Origin of the sequence: Achromobacter sp. MFA1 R4, from assembly GCF_900156745.1 — a bacterium.
Classification (GTDB): domain Bacteria; phylum Pseudomonadota; class Gammaproteobacteria; order Burkholderiales; family Burkholderiaceae_B; genus Achromobacter.
The window spans coordinates 2,739,916-2,756,087 of sequence record NZ_LT707065.1 but is presented as its reverse complement, the minus strand read 5'-3'; the positions used below and the strand labels follow the sequence as shown (position 1 = coordinate 2,756,087).

Here is a 16,172-nt window from a genome sequence, read left to right as displayed (position 1 = left end):
TCAGCCCTGCGCCTTGCCTGCGGGGCGGCCGTGGCTGCGCCGCACCACGAACAGCGGCCGGCCCTTGACCTCGTCGAAGATGCGCGCCACGTATTCGCCCACCACGCCCAGGGAAATCAGGTTGACGCCAGCAAAGAAAAGCACCGCCGTGACGATGGTCGTCCACCCGGAGACCGCATTGCCCGACATCAGGTAATCGCCCACGAGAAACGCCGCATAGGCCAGCGCCAGCACGGCAAACGCGACGCCGACCAGGCTGACCATGCGCAGCGGCCACGTCGTGAACGCGGTCAGGCCGTCAAGTGCCAGCCGGAAGAGGCGCAGGCGGCTGAACCGGCTGGTCCCATGCATGCGCGCATCCGGGGTGTACGGCAGCGCCTCGGCCTTGAAGCCCACCCAGGCGTACAGGCCCTTCATGAAGCGGGTGCGTTCGGGCAGCGCGATCAGCGCGTCGACCACGCCACGGTCCATCAGCCTGAAGTCCCCGGCATGCGGCGGCACCTGCACGCCGCGCGCGTTGCTGAGCAGCGTATAGAACCAGCGCGCGCCCGAGCGCTTGAGCCAGGATTCATCGGCGCGGTCCTGGCGCACGGCGTAAACCATTTCGGCGCCGGCCGCCCAGCGCGCCAGCATCTGTTCGATCAGGGCCGGCGGATGCTGCAGGTCGGCGTCCAGGCAGATCACCACTTGGCCGCTGGCCGCTTGCAGGCCGGCGCTCAGCGCGGCCTCCTTGCCGAAATTGCGCGATAGCTGCACATGGCGGAACCCGTCGTGCTCGGTCCATTCGGCCATCAACGCCTCCGTGCCGTCCGTGCTGCCGTCGTCGGCGACGATGATCTCCCAACTGGTGCACAGCGCGCTCAGCCGATTACGCAGCAGCGGCAGCAGCACGCGCAGGTTCTCGCACTCGTTCAGGCAGGGGATCACGCAGGTGACGCGGGTGTCGTACGGAACGTCGGCCGCCTGCGGCGGCCATACCGATCTCAAGGGCAACGATTTGGCCAGCACCTGCGGCGCTGGCGGGTCGGACCGGAACTGGATATGCATGAGACTCTGAAAACACGAAATGCGCTGCGGGATGCGATGCAGTATGCGCAGGGCCTCGTCGAATTTTCATGAAATGCGATTGCCGGGCCGGTCATCAAGGCTGGTCATCAAGGCCGGTCATTAAAATGGCGGGCCATTTGCTGGTATCTGTTTTCTGTTTTCTGTTTCCTGTCTTCGGATCGTCATGCAATACCAAGTCCGTCCCATGCTGGCCAGCGACGTCGACGCCATCCTCCAGGCCCAGGCCCTCGCCTATCCGCGCTTTCTGCTGGAAGGCGCGGACTTCTTCCTGAACCGCCTCGCCCTTGCGCCGCACTATTGCTGGGTCGCCCGGCCGGACGGGGCGAATACGTCCGGCGGCTTGCTGGGCTATCTGATTTCCTATCCCTGGGACGCCGGACTGCCGCCCGCCCTGGACGAGCCGCTGGCTTCGCTGCCGGCGCAGGCCGATCATTGGTTCCTGCATGACTGCGCGGTCGTGCCGGCGGCGCAAGGCCTGGGCGTGGGCCAGGCGCTGGTGCGCACGGCCGCCGATCGGGCGATGCAGCGCGGCCTGGCGCGCGCGAGCCTGGTGTCGCTGCCCGGCGCAACGGGCTATTGGCTGCGCCATGGCTATGCGCCGGTTACGGCCGGCGCCGCCGGGCTGGCTGGCAAGCTGGCCGGCTACGGACCGGGCGCCAGTTACATGTCACGCGCCTTTCCCTTGGCGCGCGCCGGCGCGTAGCGCGACAACAGGCGTCGCGCCTTTCCCGTGTACAGCGGGGCTTGGCTGGTCGTAAGATAGGTTCACAGTCCGCGAGCGATGCGGCAGCAAATGGTTTGTATAGCCTGACTTGCTGCGCCCCGACGGGGCGCGAAGGTTCGTATGATCTCCCTTTCGCCCGTCCAATCTTTCCTCGCCTGCTGCCTGGTGCTCGTCGTCGGACGGGTCATGACCACGCGGATCGGCATCCTGGGGCGCTACAGCATCCCCGACCCCATCGTGGGGGGCCTGCTGTTTGCGGTGCTGGCCTACCTGCTGTCGACCTGGGGCGGCCTGGCCGTCTCGCTCGAGACCAGCATCAAGCCCACGCTGCTGCTACTGTTCTTCGGGTGCATCGGCCTGACGGCCAACCTCAAGCTGCTGGCCAAGGGCGGCCCCCGGCTCATCGCCTTCCTGCTGGCGCTGATCCCTTTCCTGGTGCTGCAGAATGCGGTGGGGCTGGGCATGGCATGGCTCCTGGACATGCATCCGCTCATGGGCCTCTTGGGCGGCACGATCACGCTGGTGGGCGGCCATGGCACCGGCGCGGCCTACGCGACGCGCTTTGCCGACTTCAACAACATCCAGGACGTGATGCCGCTGGCCATGACGGCCGCCACGCTGGGATTGGTGCTGGGCGGCGTCGTCGGCGGACCGGTCGCGGAATGGATCATGCGCCGGCACAAGGTGTCGGGCGGCCTGGATCAGAAGGCGGCCGAAGGGCAACAGGCCGTCGACCAGGACGAGGCGCAAACGCCGCCCACGCCCGGGACGTTCATCCTGTCCCTGACGGCGGCCTTCGTCTGCCTGGTGGTGGGCGGCTTCCTGGCGGCCATGGTGGAAGACGCTCCGGTCAGCCTGCCCAATTTCCTGTGGTGCCTGGCCACGGGCGTGGTGATCCGCAACGCCGGGCCGCTGGTGGGCATCAAGCTGGACGACCGCGCCACCGACATCATCGGAACGATCTCGCTGTCGCTGTTCCTGGGCATGACGATGATGACGCTGGACCTTTCCAGCGTCGCCCGCCTGGCCGGTCCGCTGGCGTTGATGCTGGTGGTGCAGACGCTGTTCTGCGCGCTGTACGCCGCCTGGGTCGTGTTCCGGATGCTCAAGCGCGACTACGAGGCCGCGATCATGTCCGCGGCGTTCTGCGGCTTCGCGCTGGGCGCGACCGCCACCGCCATCGCCAACATGCAGGCGCTGACGCGCCGCCACGGTCCCGCCCCCGAAGCCTTCATCGTGGTCCCGGTCACCGGCGCGTTCCTGATCGACATCCTGAACGTGATCATCCTGAGCACGCTGATCTCCTTGCCTTTCGTGGGAGGGATTTAGCCATGTTCAAAAGACTGCTGATCGCCCTGCTGTGCGTGCTGCTTGCCGCCTGCAGCCGCGCGCCGGACGCGGACGCGCTGCGCGCCGACGTCGAGCGCAGCCTGGACGCCACCTATGGGCAGGGCCTGTTCCGCATCGCCGACCTCCGGCGCATGGGATCGGCATCCGACAGCACCGCGCCGGCCGGCGAAACCCGGCGCGTGGTCTATTTCGACGTCGAACTGGAGCTTGCGCGCGATGTCTCGCTGGGCGCGTGGGACCAGCCTGGCGCGGCCTCGCTGGTGACGCTGCTGGGCGCCGGCCCCCGCAGCATCAGCGGCGTGAAATCCGGCGGCAACCAGGCCGGCGATCGCATCGTCGCCCACGCCAGCGCCATTTACCGCAAAGAAGAAGGCGACTGGCGGCTTGTGACGCCTGCCGGGTTCAAGGCCGCCGAAGCGCCCTCGCTGGACACGGGCGCGCCGCCCCCGGTGACGCGCCAGCTCCTGGACACGCTGGACCAGATCACGCATTCGGTGACCTACAGCGCGTCCAGCACGGCGCAACATGTGGTGCAGCAGGAACTGGAGCGCTCGGTGGCCCGCATCAACGGCCGGCTGGCCCGGTTGCAGCAAGGCTATCCCCTGGCCGGCGGCCCGGACCGCGGCGAATACCTGGCCTTTGCCCGCGCCCTGAGCGAGGTGGCGCGCGCGCGCCAGATTCGCGTGTCGCCCCTGATCACCGGCGGCGGCGCCGACAACATCGCGCTGCTGCGCAGCGGCGACGCCGTGGTGGGACTGGCGCAGGCCGACACGGCCCGGATGGCTTACGAGGGCAAGGGCCCGTTCGCGGGGCAAGGCCCGTTCACCAGCCTGCGCGCGCTGGGCAGCCTGTATCCGGAAATGGTCCACATCGTCGTGCGCGACGACCCGGCGCTGCGCGGCGTGGCGGACCTGAAGGGCAAGACGATCGCATTGGGTCCGGAGGGCTCGGCGGTGCGGGCCACGCTGGAAACCGTGCTGGCCGCGCATGGACTGCAGGCCGGCCGCGATTTTCAGGTGTCGGACACCCCGTTCGTCGCGGCCCTGCCGCTCCTGCGCTCCGGCGCGGTGGACGCCGCCGCCCAGGTGATCGGCGTGCCGGCCACGCCGCTGCGGGACGCGCTGATTCCGGCGCAACTCAAGCTGCTGCCCCTGGACCTGGCCGCCATCAAGACCCTGACATCCGGCGACAGCGTGCTGATGCCGCTGGACATCGCGGCGGGCACGTATCCCAACCAGCCGGAAGGCATTCCCACCGTGGGCATGGCCGCGCTGATGCTGACCACCACTGACCTGACGCGCGACGAGGCGCTGGTGGTGGTGCGCGCCGTGTACCAGGCCGGGCAGGACCTGCTGGCGGCCGGCTCGACCCAGGGATCGCAGGTGTCCGTGGCCACCGCCCGGCTTGGCCTGAGCGTGCCCCTGCACGATGGCGCCGAGGAAGGCATCGCCGCCCTGGAGCACGGCAAGCCGCAATGAGGCCGTTGCGCTTATGATGGCGCTCCATTTCAGGAATTCCGATGAACAAATTCGACCTCCAAAAGAACCAGGCCCTCAAGCTGGCCGGCCAGCTCAAGCAGGCCGCCACGCCGGACCGCTTTGGCGCCGCTTCGCAGGCGCCCGACCGCCGCGAACAGCGCAAGCTCGACCAGGCCGCCGGCCTGGTGCCGTTTCCGCTGAAACTGTCCCAGGCGCAGGCCGACAAGCTGCGCGCCGCCGCCGCCGAGCGCGGCGTATCCACCAACGACATCGTGGCCGAGGCGCTGCAGACGGCGCTGGGCGCCTGAGCGCGATGCATATCTGGGTCGACGCGGACGCCTGCCCCGCCGTCATCAAGGACATCCTGTACCGCGCCGCGCAGCGCTGGCAGGTGCCTTTGACGCTGGTGGCCAACCAGGCGCTCTACACGCCGCCGTCGCCGCTGATCCGGGCCGTGCAGGTGCCGCGCGGCTTCGACGTGGCGGACGCGCACATCGCGGAGCGCGTGCAGGAAGGCCATCTGGTCATCACCGGCGACATCCCGCTGGCCGCGCAGGTGCTGGAAAAAGGGGCGATGGCCCTCAACCCGCGCGGTGAACGCTATTCGCCGGAAACCATCCGGGAACGTCTGGCGCTGCGGGACATGATGGAAGAACTGCGCGCCAGCGGCGTGGACACGGGCGGCCCGTCGTCGTTCAGCCAGGCCGACCGCAAGGCGTTTGCGAACCAGCTCGACACCCTGCTGGCGCGGGTTGCCCGGCAGCAGGCGCAAAACGGCTGACGCCGCCAGACAGGCGGGCCGTCAATAGAAAGTGATGTAAGCCTTGTAAATGATCGCGCCGATGGCGGTGACCAGGCCCAGCCCCATCAAGGTCATGCCAAGATTGCGGTCACGAAACCCGAAGCCGATCAACATGAGCGCCACGCCAGTGACGATGATGATAAGCATGGTGTTGGTATGCGGACCCATGGCCTTCTCCTGTTTTGCGGTCAATCCTGGCGATCGACCCTGGCGATCAATCGCCGTCTTATTAATGATAGACAGGCGTGGAACAGGCTTGGCGCAACCGGAAAGGGCCGGTTTGCGGCAGATCAGAAGAAGGTTAATGAATCAAAAACAAAAAAGCCAACCGATGAAGGTTGGCTTTTTGCTTATTGCCCGAAGAAGAACAACACCGGCGCCGCGATAAAACTGTGTGCGATACGGGCATTGCTTCTCTGGGGCGCTTCAAAGGCCAGACAGCCTTGGAAGGTCTTTGGTGGGTAGTACTGGGTTCGAACCAGTGACCCCTGCCGTGTGAAGGCAGTGCTCTACCACTGAGCTAACCACCCCGAAAGAGGCGAAATAATAGCACGGATTTTTATACGCGTGCAAGCCGCCCCTTAAAAACTTCAAGCCGGCGCGGCCACGGGCGCTTCGAGCTTGCGCCACACGCACTCGCCGCTCACGGCTTTGTCCAGGGCGGCGAGATAGGCGTCGTGCTCGGCCAGTTCTTCGGCGCTGGCCTTCAGGACCGGCAGGCCGGACGCGTCGAACCTGGCCAGCACCACGCCGCCGCTGCTGGCGCCGGCATTGTCGTCCACGTCGATCAGCAGCGCGTCCTGGCCCCGCGTCATCGCCAGCCAGACTTCCGCCAGCAGCTGCGAGTCGAGCAATGCGCCGTGCAGCGTGCGATGCGCGTTCGAGATGCCGAAGCGGTCGCACAGCGCGTCCAGCGAATTGCGCTTGCCGGGGAACAGCGAGCGCGCGTGCAGCAGCGAATCGGTGACGGTTTCGCAGAAGTCGGTGATCGGGCCGCGGCCGATCTTCGCGAGTTCGGCGTTGAAAAACTTGACGTCGAACGCGGCGTTGTGCGCGATCAGTTCGGCGCCCTGGATGAAGGTGACGAATTCGTCGGCGATCTCGGCAAAGCGCGGCTTGTCCGACAGGAATTCGGTGGTCAGGCCGTGCACCGCCAGCGCCTCGGGATCGCTGTCGCGGTCCGGGTTCAGGTAGATGTGCAGGTTGTTGCCCGTCGCCGTGCGGTTGACGATCTCCACGCAACCGATTTCGACGATGCGATGGCCCTGGGCAGGGTCCAGTCCGGTGGTTTCCGTGTCAAAGATGATCTGGCGCATAACTCACTATTCCGACGCTTGGGGCTGCGAGGCGGGCGGCGTGTGCGCATGAGGCGCTTCGCTGCCGGTCTTGCCTGGCTTCTTGCGTGCGGCGGCAATCAGCGTGTAGGCCACCGGCACGACGAACAAGGTCAGTAGTGTACCCAGCATCAGCCCGCCGACCAGAACCCAGCCGATCTGCTGGCGCGATTCGGCCCCCGCCCCCGTCGACAGCGCCAGGGGCACCGTGCCGAGCACCATGGCGCCGGTCGTCATCAGGATGGGGCGCAGGCGCAGCACGCTGGCTTCGACCACGGCTTCGTACAGTTCCCTGCCCTCGTCGCGGAGCTGGTTCGTGAATTCCACGATGAGGATGCCGTGCTTGGTGATCAGCCCGACCAGCGTGATGAGGCCGATCTGGCTGTAGATCGACAGCGTGCCGCCCGTCAGCCACAGCGCCAGCAGCGCGCCGGTCATGGACAGCGGCACGGACAGCATGATGATGAATGGATTGCGCCAGCTCTCGAACTGAGCGGCCAGCACCAGGTAGATGAAGGCCAGCGCCATCGCGAAGACCAGGTAGATGCTGCCCGACGAATCGCGGAACTCGCGCGACTGGCCGTCCAGGTCCGTGATGATGGTGTTGGGCAGGACCTCGCGCGCCACCTGGTGCATGTGCTCCAGGACTTCGCCCAGCGCGTAGCCGGGCGCGACCGCCGCGTCGATCTTCACGGCACGCAGGCGGTTGAAGTGGTTGAGCGACTGCGGCGACACGCCTTCGTGCACGCCCAGCAGGTTGTCCAGCTGGACCATGCTGCCGTCACGCGCGCGCACGTAGATGCCCGAGATGTCGGTGGGATTGGCGCGGTCGCGCGGGGTCACCTGCACGATCACATCGTATTGCTCGCCTTCGTCCTTGTAGCGGGTGACCTGGCGGCCGCCCAGCATGGATTCGAGCGTGCGGCCCACGACGTCCACGTTGGCGCCCACGTCGGCCATCTTGTCGCGGTCCACGCGCACGCGCAGCTCGGGCGTGTTCAGGCGCAGGTCGGTGTCCAGGTTCAGCAGCCCCGGATACTTGCGCAATTCGGCCAGGAAGATGCCGGTCAGCCGCGCCAGCTCTTCATACGAGGCCTGGCTCATGATGAGGAATTCCACCGGCTTGGAACGCGCCGACTGGCCCAGCGACGGCGGATTGGTCGGGAAGGCGCGCACGCCCGGCAGCGACGCGAACTGCGGCTGCAACTGCTGCGTGATGGTCTGCTGCTTGCGCTCGCGTTCTTCCCAGGGCTTGAGGCGCAGGATCGCGGTGCCGTCCGTGACCGTCGGAAAGCCCACGGTGACCTGGCTGCCGCTGGCCTCGGGGATGTCGGCATAGAACTTTTCGATGCCCAGCATGCTGTCCAGCGTGTAGTTCAGCGTGGCGCCCTCGGGCGAGCTGACGAGGCCGAACACCACGCCGCGGTCCTCGACCGGCGCCAGTTCGCTCTTGACCACCTTGAACAGCACGCCACTGCCCGCCGCCACGGCCAGCCCGATCACCACCACCACCCAGCGATGCCGCAGCGACGCGCCCAGCATGCGCCGGTAGCCATTGCTCATGGCGTTGAGCCAGCCTTCGATCAGGTTGTACCAGCGGCTGTGGCTGCTTTCGTGCCGCAGCAGCACCGAACACATCATGGGCGTGAGCGTCAGCGCCACGAAGCCGGACACCAGCACCGCGCCCGCCAGCGCCAGCGCGAATTCGATGAACAGCCGGCCCGTGCGGCCCGTGGCGAAGGCCAGCGGCGCATACACGGTGACCAGCGTCATGGTCATGGCGACCACCGCGAAGCCGATTTCCTTCGACCCCCGCAGCGCCGCTTCCTTGCGCGGCATGCCGTCCTCGATGTGGCGGTAGATGTTCTCCAGCACCACGATCGCGTCGTCCACCACCAGCCCGATCGCCAGCACCATGGCCAGCAGCGTCAGCGTGTTGATTGAAAAGCCGAACAGGTACATCAGGGCGCAGGCGCCCACCAGCGACACCGGAATGGTGACGATGGGAATGATGCTGGCGCGCAGATTGCGCAGGAAAAAGAAGATCACCAGCACCACCAGGACAATGGCTTCGAGAATGGTGTGGAACACGGAATCGATGGAACGCTCGATGAACACCGACGAGTCGTAGGCGATGTTCAGCTTCATGCCCGCAGGCAGGGTTTCGTTCAGCCGCGCCACTTCCTCGCGCGCCGCCTTGGAGAGTTCGAGCGGGTTGGCGGTCGACTGCCGCGTGACCCCGATATTGATGGCCGGCTTGCCGTTAAAGCGCGACAGGATCCGGTCATTGGCGGCGGCGATCTCCACCTTGGACACGTCCCGCAGCCGCACCGGGTATCCCTTCACGTTGGCGACGATCACGTCCTCGAACTGGGCGGGGGTCTGCAAGTCGGTCGCCGAGACCACCGAGAATTCCCGGGCACGCGACTCGATGCGGCCCGCCGGAATTTCCACGTTCTGGCTGCGCAGCGCAGCCTCCACGTCCTGCACCGTCAGGCCGTAGGCCGCCAGCTTGTCGCGGTCCACGTAGATGCGCATGGACGGCAGGCGCTCGCCAAAGACACGCACTTCCGCCGCGCCCGGCAACACCGACAGGCGCGTCTTGATATAGCGGTTGATGTAGTCGGACGTCTGGATCGCCGAAAAAGAACCCGACTCCACCGCGATGTAGATGATGGGCTGGGAGTCCGCCTCGACCTTGCCGATGATGGGCTCGTCGATTTCGTCGGGCAGGAAGCGCCGCGCGCGCGACACCTTGTCGCGCACTTCGGCCGCCGCGGCATCCGGGTCGCGCGACAGGTTGAACTTGATATTGATGAGGCTGCGTTCGGAACGGCTGCGCGAGGTCATGACGTCCACGCCCTCGATGCCCGCCAACTGGTCTTCCAGCGGCTTGGTCACCTGCGATTCAATCACCTCGGGAGACGCGCCCTTGTAGGTGGTGTCCACCGACACGATGGGCTCGTCGATCTTGGGGTATTCGCGCACGGTCAGGCGCGAATACGAGATCAGGCCGATCAGCACGATGACCAGCGACAGGACCGACGCGAACACCGGCCGCTTGATACAGGTTTCCGAGATACGCATGGCGCTACCGCTGAAAGTGTGGAAGGGCCGGCGCTACGAGCCGTTGCCCACGATGGTGACGGGCGCGCCATCCGTCACGCGCTGCAGGCCCGAAACCACCAGCATGTCATTGGCGGCCACGCCGGTCAGGATCTCGACGCGGCCCTCGCGCCGTTCGCCGATGGTCACTTCGCGCCGCTTCGCCACCCCGTTCTCGACCCGGTAAACGTACTGCGTTTCGCCCGACGGCGATAGCGCGGCCTCGGGCGCGACCAGCGCCTTGTCCTCGCTAAAGAGCAGTTGCACCCGGGCGAACATGCCGGGCCGCAGCACGCCGTCCTGGTTTGCCACGGTGGCGCGCAGCAGGATGGACCTGCCGCCCGCGTCGACCAGCGGGCTCACGGCGTACACCAGCCCCCGGCGTTCCTGCCCGGGCAGCGCGTCCAGGCGCAGGGTCAACTGCTGGCCCACGCCCACTTTGCTCAGATACATCTCGGGCACGCGAAAGTCCACCTTCAGGGGGTCGATCGCTTCGAGCGGCGCCAGGTCCTGGCCCTGGTTCACGTAATCGCCGACCGACACGCTGCGCAGGCCGACGATGCCGGCAAACGGGGCGGAGATGGTCATCTTGTCCAGCCGCGCCTGCGCCAGCGCCACAGCGGCTTCCTGGACCTTGAGCGTGCTGGCCGACTCGTCGCGCGCCTGCTGGCTGACGAAGCCCTTGCCCTGCAGTTCGACGGCGCGGCGGTAATGGCTTTGCGCCAGCGTCAGGTTGGCGCGCGCCTGCGCCAGTTCCGCGCGCGGCACGGAGTCATCCAGGCGTATCAGGAGCTGGCCCTGCTTGACGGGCTGGCCTTCCTTGAATTCGATGGACTGGATGCGCCCGGCCACTTCCGGCCGCAGGACGACCGACTCATCGGAACGCAGGCTGCCGACGGCCGACAGCCCGCGCGCGAAGGGGACTTCCTGGACGGCGGCAACGGCCACCCGGGCCGGGGCGGCGGGAGCGGGTTTGGAGACGGCCTGGGCGGTCGGGGCGGGCGACGCCAGCCAGCGCGGCACAAAAACGCCGAGCGCGGCCCCCGCGGCCAACCCTGCCGCAACCGCGGCCAGCAGTACTGCTTTTTTCATGCGCGAATGTGGCGGTGATGCGGCGCGGGCCGGGCATACCCCACTCGGACGACGCCGCAGGAACTGGATTGAGGGTTGGCACTTTAGCACCCGAATTTACATACTGGAACAATCCTGAAGCCCGATGAAAGAACTAAATCCGCCCGGGGGGCCGATTCGAGGGTATGTCCTGATGCCAGCGGGGCGGGGCCGCCCGCGCTCAGCCGCGCCGGGCCGCCTGGACGCCCAGATTGGCGAGTTCGTCGGCGCGCTCGTTGCCAGGATCGCCCGCGTGGCCGCGGACCCAGCGCCAGGCCACCTGGTGGCGCCGCACCTGTTCGTCCAGCGCCTGCCAGAGCTCGGCGTTCTTCACCGGCTTTTTGTCGGAAGTAATCCAGCCGCGCCGCTTCCAGTTCGCCAGCCACTCGGTCATGCCTTTCATGACATATTGGGAGTCGGTGTGGATCGTGACGGCACAGGGGCGCTTGAGCGCGCGCAGGCCCTCGATGACCGCCAGGAGCTCCATCCGGTTATTGGTGGTCTGGAGTTCGCCGCCGTGCAGCGTTTTTTCGTGCGCCCCGGCGCGCATCAGCACGCCCCATCCGCCAGGACCGGGATTGCCCTTGCAGGCGCCATCGGTCCACATTTCCACTTTCTGTTCGTTCGATTTGCTGTCCTGCATGGTGCTGCGTGCTTGTCCTTGTGCTTGGGCTTGTGCTTATGCTTGCAATGTGATGCGGGCTTGACCGTTCAAGAGGGGTCGAAACCGTCGTCCGCGTGGCGGTTGACCACCACCGACGCGGCGCGCGCGCGCTTGGGTTTGGTCTTCCAGGCCGGCCCGATGATACGCATGCCGGCCACGCGCTTGACCGCCGACACCATGTACACCGCCCCGCCCAGGCTCCACCAGCGGGCGCCGGCCGACTCCAGGAAGTTCCAGCGCTGCAGCCATTTTTCGCTGCGGCAGGCGGGCGCGTAGCAGCCGAACTGGCTCTGATCGACCTCCAGCGACAGGAGCTTGAACCAGTCTTTCAGCCGCGCAAGCGATACCTGGGACGACGGCGGCTGCGGCAGCCAGGGCTCCATGCCCGGCATCCGGGTGCGCGCGCCCCACATGCTCCAGGGATTGAACCCGGAAATGACCACGCGGCCCTCCGGCACCAGCACGCGCTCGACCTCCCGCAGCACGTTGTGGGGCTCGGACGTGCATTCGAAGGTGTGCGGCAGGATCAGCAGGTCCACGCTCTGCGATTCGAACGGCAGGGCCTCGGGCTGGGCGACGACCGCGCGCGATTGCCAGCCGGCCATGCTTTCCTGCTGGGGGGCTTCGGTGCCCACGTAGCCCTTGAACGGCATCCGGTTGGCGCGCAGCAGGTTCATGTCGGCCAGGCCGACCTGCCAGGCGTAATATCCGAAGACGTCCGCGACGGCCGCGTCGAACTGGGCGCGCTCCCAGGCCAGCACGTACTGGCCCGGCGGCGTCTGGAACCATTCGGCCAGTTCTACAATCGGCGGAGTTTCTTCTGCCACGTTTATTCCTTCGAATCCCATGCAAGCCTTGACCGCCCCCGCAGGCGGCCGCGAGCGCAACGCCGCGGTCTTGCCTTTGCCAGCCTTCTCCGACAACTACATCTGGGCCATCGTCCGCGACGGCCTGGCGGCAGTCGTGGACCCCGGCGATGCCGGCCCGGTGCTGCGGTTTCTGGATCAGCAAGGCTTGAAGCTGCGCGCCATTCTACTCACGCACCATCATGGCGACCATGTGGGCGGTGTACCGGAATTGTCCCGCATCGAGGGCATCACCGTATATGGGCCCGCACGCGAAAAGCTGCCGCGCTGCGATGTTCCCCTCGTCGAAGGCGACCGCGTGACCCTGCCGGAACTGGACCTGGACCTGCGGGTGCTGGACGTTCCGGGCCACACGGCCGGCCACATCGCCTATGTCGGCCGCGCGGCCGGCGTCGAACCCGCGCTGTTCTGTGGCGACACCCTGTTTGCCGGCGGCTGTGGCCGGCTTTTCGAGGGCACTCCCTCGCAAATGTTTGATTCCTTGGAAAAATTTTCCGCTTTACCGGCGGATACAAAAGTTTTTTGCGCACACGAGTACACTCTAGCGAACCTTCGCTGGGCGTTGGCCGTCGAACCGGCCAACCGCGACCTGCAAACGTGGCACCTGCGGGCCCAGCAACTACGCGCGGATGGTCACCCCACGCTTCCTTCGACCATTGGGCAGGAACGCGCGACCAATCCGTTCCTGCGCACGCAGCAGCCCGACGTCGTCCAGGCCGCCGCAAGCCGGGCCGGACGCACCCAGAATACGCCGGTAGAGGTCTTTGCCTCCCTTCGTGAATGGAAGAACGATTTCAAGTGACAACCTGATGAATCTATCCCGACTCCTTCTGCCGCTCATGCTGGCAGTCCTCGCCGGTTGCGCAGGAACCAAAGCCCCCGATAGCAAGAACCTCACCACCAATTCCCAAGGCCGTTATATCGCCCGGGACACGTCCCGGACGGTCGACCTGACCAACCCGCCGGTCGACGCCTGGGACCGCATCCGCCGTGGTTTCGCCATCCCCAACCTGAACACCGACCTCTCGCAGCAGTGGACCGATTACTACGCGTCCCACCCCGAGTCGGTGCAGCGCATGGCCGAACGCGCCGGAAAATACCTGTATTTCATCGTCGACGAGATCAATCGCCGCGGTCTGCCCACCGAACTGGCGCTGCTGCCCTTCGTGGAAAGCGCGTACAACCCGACCGCGCTGTCGCGCGCGCAGGCGTCGGGGCTGTGGCAGTTCGTGCCGGCCACCGGCCAGCATTTCAACCTGAAGCAGGACTGGTGGCGCGACGAGCGCCGCGACCCCATCGCCTCGACCAACGCGGCGCTGGACTACCTGGAAAAGCTGTTTGAAATGCAGGGCGACTGGTACCTGGCCCTGGCCTCCTACAACTGGGGCGAAGGCTCGGTGCAGCGCGCCATGGCCAAGAACGAGGCCGCCGGCCTGAACACCGACTACCTGTCGCTGAACATGCCGGACGAGACCCGCAACTACGTGCCCAAGCTGCAGGCCATCAAGAACATCATCGCCGACCCGCAAAAGTACGCGGTGGCGCTGCCGCCCGTGGGCAATACGCCCTACTTCGTGACGGTGCAGAAGAACAGCGACATCGACCTGGAAATCGCCGCCAAGCTCGCCGAAATGCCGCTGGACGAATTCAAGGCCCTGAACCCGTCCTTCAACCGCCCGGTCATCCGCGGCGACCACGGCCCCACCCTGCTGCTGCCGGCCGACCGCGTCGAGATCTTCAACGCGAATCTCACCAACTACAAGGGCGACCTGACCGCCTGGAAGGTCTACCACACGCGCCGCGGCGAGTCCTACGCGTCCATCGCCAAGCGTTTCGGCGTGTCCGAGGCCACGCTGCGCGAGACCAACGACATCAGCCGGCGCCAGAAATCGGCCAATGGCCAGGCGCTGCTGGTGCCGGGCGACCCCGGCACGGGCGGCGTGCAGATCGCCTCCCTGGCCGCCCCGGTGGGCGCGCTGGATTCGGCCCCGCAGGACAACAAGGCCGCCGCGCCGCGCAGCCGCGTGTCGCAGGCGCCCGCCGCCCGCGTCGCCAGCGCCCGTCCCAACGTGCGCAGCCACAAGGTCCGCCAGGGCGACACCCTGTTCTCGCTGGCCAAGCAGTACGGCACCACCGTCGACGCGCTGCGCGCGCTCAACAACATCAAGGGCAGCGCCCTGAAGATCGGCACGCAGCTTCGCGTGCCGGGCACGAACGCCCGCGGCTGACACCCCGCCCGGGATGGCGCGGCGCCCCAGACCGGCGCCGCGCCGGTACGCCCGCTGGACCGCCAAATTCCCTAAAATAGGCGGTCTCCAGAAGGGAAAAAATCAAAGGACACATCTATGGGCTTTCTTGCCGGCAAGCGCATCCTGGTCACCGGGGTGCTTTCCAACCGTTCCATCGCCTACGGCATCGCGCGCGCCTGTCACCAGCAGGGCGCCGAACTGGCGTTCACCTACGTGGGTGACCGCTTCAAGGACCGCGTGAGCGAATTCGCCGCCGACTTCGGCAGCAACATCGTGCTGCCCTGCGACGTGGCCGAAGACAGCCAGATCGAAGGCGCCTTCGCCGAACTCGGCAAGCATTGGGACGGCCTGGACGGCCTGGTCCATTCCATCGGCTTCGCCCCGCGCGAAGCCATCGCCGGCAATTTCCTGGACGGCCTGTCGCGCGAGGGCTTTCGCATCGCCCACGACATCTCCGCCTACAGCTTCGCCGCCATGGCCAAGGCCGCCCTGCCCCTCATGGAAGGCCGCAACGGCTCCGTGCTGACGCTGACGTACCTGGGCGCCGAGCGCGTGGTCCCCAACTACAACACGATGGGCCTGGCCAAGGCATCCCTCGAAGCCAGCGTGCGTTACCTGGCCTCGGCGCTGGGCCCGCGCGGCATCCGCGCCAACGGCATCTCCGCCGGCCCGATCAAGACCCTGGCCGCCAGCGGCATCAAGGACTTCTCGGCCATCCTCAAGTTCGTGGAAAGCCAGGCCCCGCTGCGCCGCAATATCACCATCGAAGACGTCGGCAACGTCGCCGCCTTCATGCTGTCGGACCTGGCCGCCGGCGTCACGGGCGAAATCACCCACGTGGACGGCGGGTTCTCGACCATCGTCCCGGGCATGGAAGAGTAAGCACGCAAGGGGCGGCGCGCCGCCCCGCCGCGGGCGATCTGCCCCCGAACCGCGGGGATCGCCCGCCGCGTTTCAGCCGGGCCGTCCACCCGGCCTCTCAATCCTGCCGCACGATCAGCGTGGACACCTGCACGTCCACCGCCGTCATCAGCTTGTGGATCGGACACTTCTCCGCCACGGCCAGCAACTCGTCGATCTGGGCGTCGGACAGCTCACCGTGCAGCGTCAGCTTCGCGGTCAGCCTGTACACGCCGCGGCGCTCCTCGCTGGCGTCTCGCACCACCTCCACCCCGATCGACTCCAGCGGCAGGCCCTTGCGCTGCGCGTAGACCATCACCGTCATCGCCTTGCAGCCGCCCAGCGCGGTGTCGAAGTAATCGTGCGGATCGGGACCCTCGCCCTGGGGCTGCGGCATGTCCAGCGGCAGGTCGTGGCCTTCGGCCGTCGCGGTGAATTGCAGGGTCTGGGGCGCATTCTGGCGCACGCGGATGCTCATGGGGCTGTTCTCCTGTGATGGGGGTTGCCATGGTCGGCCGCAAG

16 protein-coding genes and 1 tRNA gene are annotated in these 16,172 nt (G+C 66.9%); 8 read left to right on the top strand and 9 right to left on the bottom strand.

Annotated features, from left to right (window positions below; genetic code table 11):
- A complete protein-coding gene (locus tag BXA00_RS12580; protein ID WP_076518801.1) occupies positions 1 to 1,047 on the bottom strand; it encodes a glycosyltransferase family 2 protein in 1,047 nt (348 codons plus the stop codon).
- Positions 1,048 to 1,252: 205 nt separating this feature from the next.
- Here BXA00_RS12580 and BXA00_RS12575 point away from each other — a divergent pair, with 205 nt between their 5' ends.
- From BXA00_RS12575 to BXA00_RS12555, 5 genes are all read left to right on the top strand, one after another.
- Complete coding sequence (locus tag BXA00_RS12575) at positions 1,253 to 1,771, top strand: GNAT family N-acetyltransferase (RefSeq protein WP_076518800.1); 519 nt, start codon at positions 1,253 to 1,255, stop codon at positions 1,769 to 1,771.
- A 141-nt stretch (positions 1,772 to 1,912) separates the two neighbouring features.
- Positions 1,913 to 3,121, top strand: a complete 1,209-nt coding sequence (gene gltS, locus BXA00_RS12570) for a sodium/glutamate symporter (protein ID WP_076518799.1) — start codon at positions 1,913 to 1,915, stop codon at positions 3,119 to 3,121.
- Between the two features lie 2 nt (positions 3,122 to 3,123).
- Positions 3,124 to 4,620 carry a TAXI family TRAP transporter solute-binding subunit gene (locus BXA00_RS12565; protein ID WP_076518798.1) on the top strand — a complete coding sequence of 499 codons (1,497 nt, stop codon included), beginning with the start codon at positions 3,124 to 3,126 and terminating at the stop codon, positions 4,618 to 4,620.
- 41 nt (positions 4,621 to 4,661) lie between these two features.
- Positions 4,662 to 4,928 (top strand): hypothetical protein, encoded by a 267-nt coding sequence (locus BXA00_RS12560; protein WP_076518797.1) that lies wholly within the window; start codon positions 4,662 to 4,664, stop codon positions 4,926 to 4,928.
- A 5-nt stretch (positions 4,929 to 4,933) separates the two neighbouring features.
- Positions 4,934 to 5,401, top strand: a complete 468-nt coding sequence (locus tag BXA00_RS12555; RefSeq protein ID WP_076518796.1) for a YaiI/YqxD family protein — start codon at positions 4,934 to 4,936, stop codon at positions 5,399 to 5,401.
- Positions 5,402 to 5,422: 21 nt separating this feature from the next.
- Here the strand turns inward: BXA00_RS12555 and BXA00_RS29085 are convergent, their stop codons facing one another.
- From BXA00_RS29085 to BXA00_RS12525, 7 genes are all read right to left on the bottom strand, one after another.
- Positions 5,423 to 5,590, bottom strand: a complete 168-nt coding sequence (locus tag BXA00_RS29085; protein ID WP_092579650.1) for a hypothetical protein — start codon at positions 5,588 to 5,590, stop codon at positions 5,423 to 5,425.
- Between the two features lie 287 nt (positions 5,591 to 5,877).
- A tRNA-Val gene (locus BXA00_RS12550) sits at positions 5,878 to 5,952 on the bottom strand.
- Between the two features lie 60 nt (positions 5,953 to 6,012).
- The gene (gene dnaQ / locus BXA00_RS12545) at positions 6,013 to 6,738 is read right to left on the bottom strand and encodes a DNA polymerase III subunit epsilon (protein ID WP_076518795.1); all 726 of its coding nucleotides are present in this window, start codon (positions 6,736 to 6,738) and stop codon (positions 6,013 to 6,015) included.
- 6 nt (positions 6,739 to 6,744) lie between these two features.
- Positions 6,745 to 9,843 (bottom strand): efflux RND transporter permease subunit, encoded by a 3,099-nt coding sequence (locus BXA00_RS12540; RefSeq protein WP_076518794.1) that lies wholly within the window; start codon positions 9,841 to 9,843, stop codon positions 6,745 to 6,747.
- A gap of 33 nt (positions 9,844 to 9,876) precedes the next feature.
- Positions 9,877 to 10,953 carry an efflux RND transporter periplasmic adaptor subunit gene (locus BXA00_RS12535; protein WP_076518793.1) on the bottom strand — a complete coding sequence of 359 codons (1,077 nt, stop codon included), beginning with the start codon at positions 10,951 to 10,953 and terminating at the stop codon, positions 9,877 to 9,879.
- 199 nt (positions 10,954 to 11,152) lie between these two features.
- A complete protein-coding gene (gene rnhA / locus BXA00_RS12530; RefSeq protein WP_076518792.1) occupies positions 11,153 to 11,614 on the bottom strand; it encodes a ribonuclease HI in 462 nt (153 codons plus the stop codon).
- 68 nt (positions 11,615 to 11,682) lie between these two features.
- Positions 11,683 to 12,462, bottom strand: a complete 780-nt coding sequence (locus BXA00_RS12525; protein ID WP_076518791.1) for a class I SAM-dependent methyltransferase — start codon at positions 12,460 to 12,462, stop codon at positions 11,683 to 11,685.
- A 19-nt stretch (positions 12,463 to 12,481) separates the two neighbouring features.
- On the opposite strand from BXA00_RS12525, the gene gloB reads away from it, so the two are divergent.
- From gloB to fabI, 3 genes are all read left to right on the top strand, one after another.
- On the top strand, positions 12,482 to 13,303 hold the full coding sequence (gloB, locus tag BXA00_RS12520) for a hydroxyacylglutathione hydrolase (RefSeq protein WP_076518790.1): 822 nt from the start codon (positions 12,482 to 12,484) through the stop codon (positions 13,301 to 13,303).
- A 7-nt stretch (positions 13,304 to 13,310) separates the two neighbouring features.
- Positions 13,311 to 14,729 (top strand): transglycosylase SLT domain-containing protein, encoded by a 1,419-nt coding sequence (locus BXA00_RS12515; RefSeq protein ID WP_076518789.1) that lies wholly within the window; start codon positions 13,311 to 13,313, stop codon positions 14,727 to 14,729.
- A gap of 117 nt (positions 14,730 to 14,846) precedes the next feature.
- On the top strand, positions 14,847 to 15,632 hold the full coding sequence (gene fabI / locus BXA00_RS12510; RefSeq protein WP_076518788.1) for an enoyl-ACP reductase FabI: 786 nt from the start codon (positions 14,847 to 14,849) through the stop codon (positions 15,630 to 15,632).
- Between the two features lie 97 nt (positions 15,633 to 15,729).
- Here the strand turns inward: fabI and BXA00_RS12505 are convergent, their stop codons facing one another.
- Entirely contained in the window at positions 15,730 to 16,128 is a 399-nt protein-coding gene (locus BXA00_RS12505; RefSeq protein WP_076518787.1) for an OsmC family protein, read from the bottom strand.
- Positions 16,129 to 16,172 lie beyond the last annotated feature (44 nt).

Coding starts and splice junctions, on each gene's coding strand:
- BXA00_RS12580 (WP_076518801.1), bottom strand. CDS start 1,047: ATGCATATCCAGTTCCGGTCCGACCCGCCAGCGCCGCAGGTGCTGGCC.
- BXA00_RS12575 (WP_076518800.1), top strand. CDS start 1,253: ATGCTGGCCAGCGACGTCGACGCCATCCTCCAGGCCCAGGCCCTCGCC.
- gltS (WP_076518799.1), top strand. CDS start 1,913: ATGATCTCCCTTTCGCCCGTCCAATCTTTCCTCGCCTGCTGCCTGGTG.
- BXA00_RS12565 (WP_076518798.1), top strand. CDS start 3,124: ATGTTCAAAAGACTGCTGATCGCCCTGCTGTGCGTGCTGCTTGCCGCC.
- BXA00_RS12560 (WP_076518797.1), top strand. CDS start 4,662: ATGAACAAATTCGACCTCCAAAAGAACCAGGCCCTCAAGCTGGCCGGC.
- BXA00_RS12555 (WP_076518796.1), top strand. CDS start 4,934: ATGCATATCTGGGTCGACGCGGACGCCTGCCCCGCCGTCATCAAGGAC.
- BXA00_RS29085 (WP_092579650.1), bottom strand. CDS start 5,590: ATGGGTCCGCATACCAACACCATGCTTATCATCATCGTCACTGGCGTG.
- dnaQ (WP_076518795.1), bottom strand. CDS start 6,738: ATGCGCCAGATCATCTTTGACACGGAAACCACCGGACTGGACCCTGCC.
- BXA00_RS12540 (WP_076518794.1), bottom strand. CDS start 9,843: ATGCGTATCTCGGAAACCTGTATCAAGCGGCCGGTGTTCGCGTCGGTC.
- BXA00_RS12535 (WP_076518793.1), bottom strand. CDS start 10,953: ATGAAAAAAGCAGTACTGCTGGCCGCGGTTGCGGCAGGGTTGGCCGCG.
- rnhA (WP_076518792.1), bottom strand. CDS start 11,614: ATGCAGGACAGCAAATCGAACGAACAGAAAGTGGAAATGTGGACCGAT.
- gloB (WP_076518790.1), top strand. CDS start 12,482: ATGCAAGCCTTGACCGCCCCCGCAGGCGGCCGCGAGCGCAACGCCGCG.
- BXA00_RS12515 (WP_076518789.1), top strand. CDS start 13,311: ATGAATCTATCCCGACTCCTTCTGCCGCTCATGCTGGCAGTCCTCGCC.
- fabI (WP_076518788.1), top strand. CDS start 14,847: ATGGGCTTTCTTGCCGGCAAGCGCATCCTGGTCACCGGGGTGCTTTCC.
- BXA00_RS12505 (WP_076518787.1), bottom strand. CDS start 16,128: ATGAGCATCCGCGTGCGCCAGAATGCGCCCCAGACCCTGCAATTCACC.